General features: G+C 69.8%; 10 protein-coding genes and 1 pseudogene (1 of these 11 cut by a window edge). 3 read left to right on the top strand and 8 right to left on the bottom strand.

The annotated features are described in order from the left end of the window. Positions 1-277: the final stretch of a trans-sulfuration enzyme family protein gene (locus H0488_RS16680; RefSeq protein ID WP_446685626.1), read on the top strand. It extends 884 nt beyond the left edge of the window; only the last 277 of its 1,161 coding nucleotides appear in the window; the start codon falls outside the window, past its left edge; it ends in the stop codon at positions 275-277. On the opposite strand, the gene H0488_RS16675 is transcribed toward H0488_RS16680, so the two are convergent. Continuing rightward, positions 274-1,275, bottom strand: coding sequence for an NAD(P)H-dependent glycerol-3-phosphate dehydrogenase (locus tag H0488_RS16675; RefSeq protein ID WP_183100379.1), 1,002 nt, complete (start codon positions 1,273-1,275; stop codon positions 274-276). The two genes, H0488_RS16680 and H0488_RS16675, sit on opposite strands and share 4 nt — an antisense overlap. Continuing rightward, positions 1,272-2,030 carry a lysophospholipid acyltransferase family protein gene (locus H0488_RS16670; RefSeq protein WP_183100378.1) on the bottom strand — a complete coding sequence of 253 codons (759 nt, stop codon included), beginning with the start codon at positions 2,028-2,030 and terminating at the stop codon, positions 1,272-1,274. Before H0488_RS16670 ends, H0488_RS16675 begins: the two co-directional genes overlap by 4 nt. Before the next feature lie 84 nt (positions 2,031-2,114). Here H0488_RS16670 and cofC point away from each other — a divergent pair, with 84 nt between their 5' ends. After that, positions 2,115-2,780, top strand: coding sequence for a 2-phospho-L-lactate guanylyltransferase (gene cofC / locus H0488_RS16665; RefSeq protein ID WP_183100377.1), 666 nt, complete (start codon positions 2,115-2,117; stop codon positions 2,778-2,780). A gap of 30 nt (positions 2,781-2,810) precedes the next feature. Here the strand turns inward: cofC and H0488_RS16660 are convergent, their stop codons facing one another. The 4 genes from H0488_RS16660 to leuC form a co-directional block, all read right to left on the bottom strand. Beyond that, the gene (locus H0488_RS16660) at positions 2,811-3,428 is read right to left on the bottom strand and encodes an HU family DNA-binding protein (RefSeq protein WP_183100376.1); all 618 of its coding nucleotides are present in this window, start codon (positions 3,426-3,428) and stop codon (positions 2,811-2,813) included. A 210-nt stretch (positions 3,429-3,638) separates the two neighbouring features. Beyond that, entirely contained in the window at positions 3,639-5,600 is a 1,962-nt protein-coding gene (locus H0488_RS25090) for an LTA synthase family protein (protein ID WP_183100375.1), read from the bottom strand. A 141-nt stretch (positions 5,601-5,741) separates the two neighbouring features. After that, positions 5,742-6,341, bottom strand: coding sequence for a 3-isopropylmalate dehydratase small subunit (gene leuD, locus H0488_RS16650; protein ID WP_183100374.1), 600 nt, complete (start codon positions 6,339-6,341; stop codon positions 5,742-5,744). A gap of 13 nt (positions 6,342-6,354) precedes the next feature. Then, positions 6,355-7,752 carry a 3-isopropylmalate dehydratase large subunit gene (gene leuC, locus H0488_RS16645; RefSeq protein WP_183100373.1) on the bottom strand — a complete coding sequence of 466 codons (1,398 nt, stop codon included), beginning with the start codon at positions 7,750-7,752 and terminating at the stop codon, positions 6,355-6,357. 126 nt (positions 7,753-7,878) lie between these two features. Between leuC and H0488_RS16640 the strand changes: the two genes are divergently transcribed. Beyond that, on the top strand, positions 7,879-8,601 hold the full coding sequence (locus tag H0488_RS16640) for an IclR family transcriptional regulator (protein WP_028655929.1): 723 nt from the start codon (positions 7,879-7,881) through the stop codon (positions 8,599-8,601). A 6-nt stretch (positions 8,602-8,607) separates the two neighbouring features. On the opposite strand, the gene H0488_RS16635 is transcribed toward H0488_RS16640, so the two are convergent. Then, entirely contained in the window at positions 8,608-9,087 is a 480-nt protein-coding gene (locus H0488_RS16635; protein WP_183100372.1) for a methylated-DNA--[protein]-cysteine S-methyltransferase, read from the bottom strand. A 2-nt stretch (positions 9,088-9,089) separates the two neighbouring features. Then, positions 9,090-9,379: pseudogene (locus H0488_RS16630) on the bottom strand (DNA-3-methyladenine glycosylase 2 family protein); the annotation flags it as partial.

Genomic DNA, 9,379 nt, shown 5'->3' with positions numbered 1-9,379 from the left:
CCGCCGACCTGCTGGCGCACGACGTACGCCTGTGGGTCCACGCCACCTCCCTCGGCGGCGTCGAGTCGACCCTCGAGCGCCGCCGCCGCTGGAAGGCCGAGGCCGCGACCATCCCCGAGGGTCTGGTCCGTCTCTCGGTCGGCATCGAGGACGTCGACGACCTCTGGGCCGACCTCGATCAAGCCCTCACAGGACCTGCAACGGCTCGAAGGCCGTGAGGCACCAGGCAACCGCTACCCAAGCGCCGTCTGCGACGCGCTCGCGCCAATATGGCTAGTCGATCTCTGCTTTGGGGTCGCGGCTGATGAAGGCGGTCATCATCTCCGAGGTGGTCATCCGGCCGGCGACGACCTCGTCGACGTGCTCGGCGATCGGGGCGTCGATACCGGCCTTCTCCGCGAGCGCGCGGATCGAGGCACAGGACTTCGCGCCCTCGGCGACCTGGCGGGTCGAGGCGTAGACCTCGTCCACCGTCATGCCGAGGCCGAGCTTCTCGCCGAAGGTGCGGTTGCGCGACAGCGGTGAGGAGCAAGTGGCGACCAGGTCACCGAGGCCGGCGAGCCCCATCAGGGTGAGCGGGTTGGCGCCCAGCCGCATCGCGAGCCGCGCGGTCTCCGCGAGCCCGCGGGTGATGAGCGAGGCCGTCGTGTTGTCGCCGAAGCCCAGTCCGACGGCCATCCCGACGCAGAGCGCGACGACGTTCTTGTAGGCCCCGCCGAGCTCGCAGCCCAGGACGTCGACGCTGGTGTAGGGCCGGAACGCCGGCGAGTGGCAGCGCTTCTGCAGCATCGTCGCGACGTCCTCGTCGGCGCACGCGACCACCGACGCCGCCGGCTCGCGGCGCGCGATCTCCTTGGCGAGGTTGGGTCCGCTGACGACCGCGATCCGGCCGGGGTCGACGTCGGCGACCTCGTGGATCACCTCGCTCATCCGCTGCAGCGTCCCGAGCTCGATGCCCTTCATGAGGGAGACGAGGACTGCGTTCGGCTCGAGGAACGGCACGAACGGCGGGAGGTTGGTGCGCAGCGACTGCGAAGGTACGGCGAGCACGACGACATCGGCACCGGACAGCGCCCGCTCCGGGTCGTGGGTCGCGGTGACCGAGCGCGGGAGCTCGAGCCCCGGGAGGTAGTCGGAGTTCTCGCGTCGCTCGTTGATCGCGTCGGCCACCTCTTCCCGGCGCGCCCAGATGGAGACGTCGTTGCCGCCGTCCGCGAGCACCATCGAGAACGCGGTGCCCCACGAGCCCGCTCCCAGCACTGCGACTTTGCTCATGAGGCCTTCTTCTTCCGGTCCTTGAAGCGATCTCCGTGGATACGCATGTCGTAGCGCTCGTCGGGCGCTTCCGCGCCGCGGACGAGCTCGAGCTGGTGGGTGATCGCGGCCATGATCCGGTCCGTCGCCTCGTTGATCACCTCGGCCGTACGGGGCTGTCGGGCGGCGAGGTCCGCGAGCTCGACCGGCGGGCCGATGCGGGCGGTGATCTTCTTGCGCGGGAAGACGAACGGCCTCTTCGTGTACGGCGGCAGGATGTCCTGCGCTCCCCACTGCCCCACGGGGATCACCGGGCACCCTGTCTCCAGTGCGATCCGGGCGGCGCCGGACTTGCCGCGCATCGGCCACATGTCCGGGTCGCGCGTGATCGTCGCCTCGGGATAGATGATCACGGCCTCGCCGCGCCGGACCGCGGCGACGGCGGACTTGTAGGCCCCGACGGCACCGGGCGTCTCGCGGTGCACGGGGATCTGACCGGCCTGCCGCAGGAAGAAGCCGAGCGCCTTGTTGCGGAACAGCCCGTCCTTGGCGAGGTAGCGCGGGATCCGTCCGTGGTCGTAGACCAGCAGCGCCGCGGTGATCGGATCGAGGTGGGACAGGTGGTTGAGCGCGATCACGCAGCCCTGGTCCGCAGGGAGGTTCGACTCGCCGCCGATCCACTCGCGCCTGGTCGTCGCGAGCAGCGTCGGCTTGATGATCACGACCGCCAGGCCGATGGCCCAGTTGCGCTTCTCCTGCACCTTGCGCACCCTCACGGGAGGCAGGCTACCGGCCCGTGACCTCCGCCACTCGGCAGGACACCAGCGCGATCGCGCCGATCCACCTGACAGGATCGACCCGTGGTCACGGCCGGTGCGCAACACGTCGTCCTGATCCCCGTGAAGCCGCCGGGGATCGGCAAGACGCGCCTGGTCGGCGTGCCCGTCGAGCAGCGGGTCGCCCTCGCCACCGCGTTCGCGATCGACACCGTCAGCGCCTGCCTGGCGACGCCCGGCGTCGCGCACGTGCTGGTCACCACCGACGACGCGCGGTTCGCCTCCAGCCTCACCGCGCTGGGTGCCGATGCGTGCCCGGACGGCGGTCACGGACTCAACCAGGCCCTGGTCCAGGCGGCAGCCGAGGGCGCGCGGCGGTGGCCGGGCCTACGCCCGGTCGCGCTCTGCGCGGACCTGCCGGCCCTCCGTCCGTCGGATCTCGCCGCAGCACTGGAGTCCGCGGCCGGCCGCTCGTCGTACGTCGCCGACGCCGCCGGGACCGGCACCACCTTGTACGCCGCGTCGTACGACGACTTCGACCCGCAGTTCGGCGTCGACTCCGCCGCGGCGCACCGCGCTGCCGGCGCCGAGCCCGTGGCGGGTGCGCTGCCCGGCCTGCGGCACGACGTCGACGACTTGGTGAGCCTGCAGGAAGCCGCGGCCCTCGGGGTCGGTCCGGCCACCCGCAGCGCGCTGGCAGCGGCCGGCCTGGCGCTCCTCCAAAAGGACGACGGACCGCCCTCGTCGTGAGGACGGCCCGTCGCGGGTGACCCGAAGGTCCTACTTCTTTGCGGCCTTCTTGGCCGGAGCCTTCTTCGCAGGCGCCTTCTTGGCCGGAGCCTTCTTCGCAGGCGCCTTCTTGGCCGGAGCCTTCTTCGCGGGCGCCTTCTTGGCCGGAGCCTTCTTCGCAGGCGCCTTCTTGGCCGGAGCCTTCTTGGCAGGCGCCTTCTTGGCCGGAGCCTTCTTGGCCGGTGCGGCCTTCTTGGCCGGTGCAGCCTTCTTGACCGCCTTCTTCGCCGGAGCCGCGGCCTTCTTGACCGCGGCCTTGGCCGGAGCGGCCTTCTTCGCCGCGGCCTTTGCCGGAGCAGAAGCTGCGGCCTTCTTCACGGCCGGCAGCTTCTTGGCACCGGAGATGACGTTCTTCAGGTCAGCACCTGGCGTGAACTTCGGCACTGCCTTCTTCTTGGTCTTGAGTCGGGCACCGGTCTGCGGGTTGCGGACCCAGCGCGCATTGCGCACTGCCTTCTCGAACGACCCGAAGCCCGTGATAGCGACCTTCTCGCCCTTCGCGACCTGGCGCGTGATGGTGTCGAGCACGGAGTCGAGCGCATGTGCGGCAGCCTTCCGGTTGCCGTCGTAGCGATCTGCGAGTGCGTCGATGAACTGAGACTTGTTCACTACTTGTCCTTCCGCCGGGATCGGCCTTTCGAGTCGTCCCTGGGCCGTCGAGCGCCGGGCCCCCGCCCGGCTTCCTTCCTCGGCACGCTAGGGACAAGTGGCCGACCTCACAATGACCAAGCCCGGAATGCCGTTGTTTTTTTCGGCCAATTGGGCCGAATTGGCCGAATTAGCGCCACATTCGCCGTTTCGGTGGCATCCGGGCTCGCTTTAGTCGACGGCTCCGGGCCAGAGGTCATCGACCGAATATCGCTCTCCGATGGAGAAGTCGTACTGCACCAGACGTAGGTCCGCGAGCAATTGTGCGGACCGCGGATCCAGCGAATCTTCGGGGGTTTCGGCGCCGTCGCTGGTGATGATGCGGCCCTGCTGCAACGCACTCACCCGGTCGTAGACCCGGTCGAGCAGCGCAAGGTACGGCGGCACCGGGGCGTTCGCGGTCCGGTAGACGAGCGGCAGGAAGAAGGCGGGGCTGGTGAGCGGCATCGGACGCGGCTCGTTGCCCTCGCTGCTCCACACGAAGAAGGGCGTCTGGTAGAGCCCGAGCTCGCTGTCGTTGTCGTTCTTCACCTCGGAGTCGTAGATGCCCGGCAGGTGGTCGCCGTAGAACAGCACGACCGACTTCTCGTCACTCGCCTCGAGGTCGGCGAGGAACTGCTCCAGCGCGGCGTCGGAGTGCTCGAGGCCCCGTGCGTACTGGCCGATCCGGTCGGCCTGGTCGCCACCGATGCCGCTGACCTCGATCGGGTCGTCGTAGTGGTCCTCGACCGGGATGTGGTTCTGCATCGTGACGAGGTTGATCATCAACGGGTCGTCGTGCTCGTCGATCTGGTGGAGGACCTCGTCGAAGGCCGCGGCGTCGTCGATGTAGGGGTTGTCCTCGATCATCTCCTTCGACTGCATGGAGGTGTCGTGGATGAACTCCTCGAAGCCGAGCGTCTCGTAGACCTGCTCGCGCTTGTAGAGCCCCACCATGTAGGGGTGGATGGCGATCGCCCGGTGGCCCTGCGACTTGAACCACCCGACGGCCGACGGGTAGCGCTCGTAGTCGGCGACGAGCATCTGGTACGGCGACACCATCTGCGGCCGGAAGAGCGCGATCGACTGCCCGGTCAACGTCTCGAACTCCATGTTGGCCGTGCCGCCGCCGTACAGCTGGGCGAGCATCGTCCCCGACGTCGTCTCGGCCATCACCTCCCGCGTCTGCGGGATCGGGTCGCGCTCCAGTTCGAAACCCTCGAGCTGGGTGGGGTCGGTGAACGACTCGCTGAGCACGAGCACGACGTTGACGTCGTCGAGACTGCCGGTGCGGTCGCGGTTGATGAGCTCGGCCTCGCGGGCGTAGCGCGCGGCGATCTGGTCCATCGCGGCCTGGTCGTAGCCCGCCGGCTTCGCCATCGCCGAGATCGGCATGTTGTAGAAGAACCCGCCGAAGAAGCCGTTGCTGCGGTAGTTGGTCTTCTGGTTCCAGTAGCGCCAGTGCTCCCCGCGCACCTCGTACGCCTCGCGCCACAGGTTGCCCGGCTCGTTGAACTTCGTGGTCTGGAAGAGCAGCGTCGCGGTCACGAGGAGTACGCCGACGCGGAGCAGCCCGAGCCGCACCGCCTGTCTCCGCGGCAGCGTGCGGAGCGACGGTCGCGGGTAGAAACGCGCGAGCCGACGGCCGACGAGCACGCAGCCCGCGATGAGGATCGTGACGACGAGGACGAGGAGCACCGCCGTCGACGGGGAGACGAAGGCGCTGAGGAAGCCGGGCTCGCTGAGGAAGTCGATGTCGCTGGGATAGATCGGCTCCTCACGGAGATCGATCTTGACCCGGTTGGCCGAGGCGACCGGAACCACCACCGCCGACAGCACCCCGGCCGCCCACCACAGGCGGCCGATCAGCGACCACAGGAACAGCAGCAACAGCCAGACCACGATCGCGTCGACGTAGAAGCCGACACCGGTGACGAACTGGTCGCCGACCCACCGCGGGTCGCCGCGCCACAGCGTGGACACCTCGAGCACGAGGGTCAGCACGACGGCGATCAGCAGCGAGACGAGGGTGCCGCGGCGCAGCACCACGGCGACGCCGTGCGGCTCCGGGACCGACGGTTCGTCGGGGGTCTCGTCGACCTCCCCATCGTCCTCCGCCGGCACGGGCGGATCGACGATGGACGAGGTGGACACGAGGTTAATCGTAGGTGGCCGGACACCTCCGCCCCGCATTTGCCCGCTGACCGACCCGGCTCCAACTCAGGCACAAAACCCGCCGACCCGGCTCCAAGTTGGAGCCGGGTCGGCGTGGTTGTGCGAGCAGTTCGAGCCGGGTCAGGCGTGCTGGGTGACCGGCTTCCAGGAGGGGCGGGTGCTCTCGTAGGCCGCGATGTCGGCGTCGTGGCCGAGCGTGATGCCGATGTCGTCGAGGCCCTCGAGCAGGCGCCAGCGGGTGTAGTCGTCGATGTCGAACGAGTCCTGCACCTCGCCATCGGGAGTGCTGACCGTCTTGGCCTCGAGGTCGACGGTGATCGTGCCGCCCGGGTTGTCCTCCAGGTAGTCCCACAGTGCCTGGATGACCTTCTCGTCGACCTGCGCGGCGACCAGCCCGGCCTTGCCGGAGTTGCCGCGGAAGATGTCGGCGAAGCGGGCCGAGAGCACGACCTTGAAGCCGTAGTTCTGCAGGGCCCACACGGCGTGCTCGCGGGACGACCCGGTGCCGAAGTCAGGACCGGCGACCAGCACCGAGCCTCCGGCGTAGACCGGGTTGTTGAGCACGAAGTCGGGGTCGTTGCGCCACGCGGCGAACAGCCCGTCCTCGAAGCCGGTGCGCGTCACCCGCTTGAGGTAGACGGCCGGGATGATCTGGTCGGTGTCGACGTTGCTGCGCTTGAGCGGTACGCCGACGCCGGTGTGGCTGGTGAACTTCTCCATGATCGTTCCCCTCTCAGAGGTCGGCGGGCGAGGACAGGGTGCCGCGGACCGCGGTCGCGGCGGCGACGGGGATCGACACCAGGTGGGTGCGTCCGCCCTTGCCCTGCCGGCCCTCGAAGTTGCGGTTGGACGTCGACGCGCTGCGCTCCTGGGGAGCGAGCTGGTCGGGGTTCATGCCCAGGCACATCGAGCAGCCTGCGCCGCGCCACTCCGCTCCGGCCTCGATGAAGATCTTGTCGAGGCCCTCCTCGATCGCCTGGTTGCGCACCCGGACCGAGCCCGGCACGACCAGCAGGCGGGTGCCGTCGGCGACCTTGTGCCCCTCGATGATCTCGGCGGCGAGCCGGAGGTCCTCGATCCGGCCGTTGGTGCAGGAACCGACGAAGACGGTGTCGACCTTGATGTCGCGCATCGGGGTGCCGGCCTCGAGTCCCATGTACTCGAGCGCCTTCTCGGTCGCGATCTTGTCGTTCGGCTCGTCGAAGTCGTCCGGGCTCGGGACGGTCGCGCCCAGCGGCACGCCCTGGCCGGGGTTGGTGCCCCAGGTGACGAACGGCGTCATCGTCGAGGCGTCGAGCACGATCTCCTTGTCGAACTCGGCGTCGTCATCGGTGACGAGGGTCTTCCAGTGCGCGACGGCGGCGTCCCAGTCGGCACCCTTCGGCGCCTCGGGCTTGCCCTCGATGTAGTCGAACGTGGTCTGGTCGGGGGCGATCAGGCCGGCCTTCGCACCCCACTCGATCGACATGTTGCAGACCGTCATCCGGCCCTCCATCGAGAGCTCCTCGATGGCCTGGCCGCGGTACTCGACGATGTAGCCCTGGCCGCCGCCGGTGCCGGTGTGGGCGATCAGGGTGAGGACGAGGTCCTTCGAGGTGACGCCGGGCGGCAGGCTGCCGTTGACGGTGACCGCCATGGTCTTCGGCTTGGCCTGCATCAGGGTCTGGGTAGCCAGCACGTGCTCGACCTCGGACGTGCCGATGCCGAACGCGATGGCGCCGAACGCCCCGTGGGTGCTGGTGTGGCTGTCGCCGCAGACGATGGTCATGCCGGGCTGGGTCAGGCCGAGCTGCGGGCCGACGACGTGCACGATGCCCTGCTCGACGTCACCGAGCGGGTGGAGGCGTACGCCGAAGTCGGCGGCGTTCTTGCGCAGCGTGTCGACCTGCGTCTTGCTCACCGGGTCGGCGATCGGCTTGTCCCAGTCGAGGGTCGGGACGTTGTGGTCCTCGGTCGCGAGGGTGAGGTCGGGGCGGCGCACCTTCCGGTTCGCCAGCCGGAGGCCGTCGAACGCCTGTGGGCTGGTCACCTCGTGGATGAGGTGGAGGTCGATGTAGAGCAGGTCCGGCTCTCCCGGGTTCGACCGGACGACGTGCTCGTCCCACACCTTCTCCGCCAGGGTCTTGCCCATGACTGCTCCTCGCCGTTCGTTTCGACTGTCTTCGCGGTCCGGTGCGGCGGGTCGCGCCACCCTTCCCGACACTGCGTGATGAAGCCTACGCTTGCATCCCATGATCTGAGACGATAGTCTTGCCATATGGACAACTCGAGCGGCGTGGGCGTGCTGGACAAGGCAGCCCTGGTTCTCACGGCCCTGGAGTCCGGGCCGGCCACCCTTGCGGGGCTGGTCGCCGGCACGGGCCTGGCGCGCCCCACCGCGCACCGACTGGCCGTGGCCCTGGAGCACCACCGACTGGTCGCCCGCGACATGCAGGGACGCTTCGTGCTCGGCCCGCGCCTGGCCGAGCTGTCCGCAGCCGCCGGCGAGGACCGGCTGCTCGCGACCGCCGGTCCAGTGCTCGCGCGACTGCGTGACATCACCGGCGAGTCGGCCCAGCTGTGGCGCCGCCAGGGCGACCACCGGGTCTGCGTCGCCGCCGCCGAGCGGCCGTCCGGTCTCCGCGACACCATCCCCGTCGGCTCGCAGCTCACCATGCGCGCCGGCTCCGCCGCCCAGGTCCTCCTCGCCTGGGACGACCCCGAGCGCATCCACCGCGGCCTGCAGAACGCCGCGTTCTCGGCCGCCGAGCTCTCCGCGATCCGGCGCCGCGGCTGGGCGCAGTCCGTCGGCGAGCGCGAGCAGGGTGTGGCGTCGGTGTCCGCGCCGGTCCGCTCCCCCGGCGGCAAGGTGATCGCCGCGGTCTCGGTCTCCGGCCCCCTCGAGCGGCTCTCCCGCCAGCCCGGCCGGATGCACGCCCCCGCCGTCCTCGCCGCCGCCGAGCGGCTCTCCGAGTCGCTGCGCCGCGCTGCGGCTGAGTGAGCTCGGTCAGAACAGAGCATCCTGCTCGAGCGAGAGCAGGGTCTGCTTGCGCTCGATGCCCCCGGCGTAGCCGGTGAGAGTGCCGTTGGCGCCGATGACGCGGTGGCACGGGATCACGATCGGGATCGGGTTGGCGCCGTTGGCCAGCCCGACCGCACGAGAGGCCGCGTTGGACTTGCCGAGGCGCGCGGCGACCTCGCCGTACGACGCGGTCTCGCCGTACCCGATCTTCGTCAGCTGGTCCCACACGGCCTGCTGCCATGCGCTGCCGACGGGGGCCAGGGGCAGGTCGAAGTCCTTGAGATCTCCGGCGAAGTAGTCGCGCAGCTGTCGGGCGGCCTCGACGAGCAACGGGTCGTCGTCGACGCGGTCGCCCTTCGGACGGCCGTCGGAGTCACGGAACGGCGTGAACTCGATCTGGGTCAGCGCGCCGCCGCGCGCGACGAGCCGCAGCTCGCCAATCGGTGAGTCGATGACGGTCCACATGTTCAGCTCTCTTCCAGTGAGGTCCACAGGTGTAGCAGGGCGTAGGAGCGCCACGGCGCCCAGGTCGCCGGATCGGCGTCGCCGGCGCCGAGCGCGGTGATCGCGTGGCGCACGCCGACGTCGGTCGGCAGGTAGATGTCGGGATGCCCGAGGGCACGCAGGGCGATGTAGTCGGCCGTCCACGGGCCGATGCCGGGCAGCGCCAGCAGCGCCCGTCGTACGTCGTCGCGGTCCGGGCCGCGGTCGAGTGCGACGTCCCCGGCGGCCAGCGCAGCCGCCAGACCGGTCAGGG

It is taken from the genome of Nocardioides pelophilus, from assembly GCF_014180685.1.
GTDB lineage: Bacteria > Actinomycetota > Actinomycetes > Propionibacteriales > Nocardioidaceae > Nocardioides > Nocardioides pelophilus.
Note: the sequence above shows the minus strand (reverse complement) of the source record. Positions and strands in the feature narration are given on the sequence as shown.

Excerpts from the sequence above, each read along its gene's own strand:
- H0488_RS16675 (WP_183100379.1), bottom strand. The coding sequence starts at position 1,275 with ATGAGCAAAGTCGCAGTGCTGGGAGCGGGCTCGTGGGGCACCGCGTTC.
- leuD (WP_183100374.1), bottom strand. The coding sequence starts at position 6,341 with ATGGAGAAGTTCACCAGCCACACCGGCGTCGGCGTACCGCTCAAGCGC.
- leuC (WP_183100373.1), bottom strand. The coding sequence starts at position 7,752 with ATGGGCAAGACCCTGGCGGAGAAGGTGTGGGACGAGCACGTCGTCCGG.
- H0488_RS16640 (WP_028655929.1), top strand. The coding sequence starts at position 7,879 with ATGGACAACTCGAGCGGCGTGGGCGTGCTGGACAAGGCAGCCCTGGTT.
- H0488_RS16635 (WP_183100372.1), bottom strand. The coding sequence starts at position 9,087 with ATGTGGACCGTCATCGACTCACCGATTGGCGAGCTGCGGCTCGTCGCG.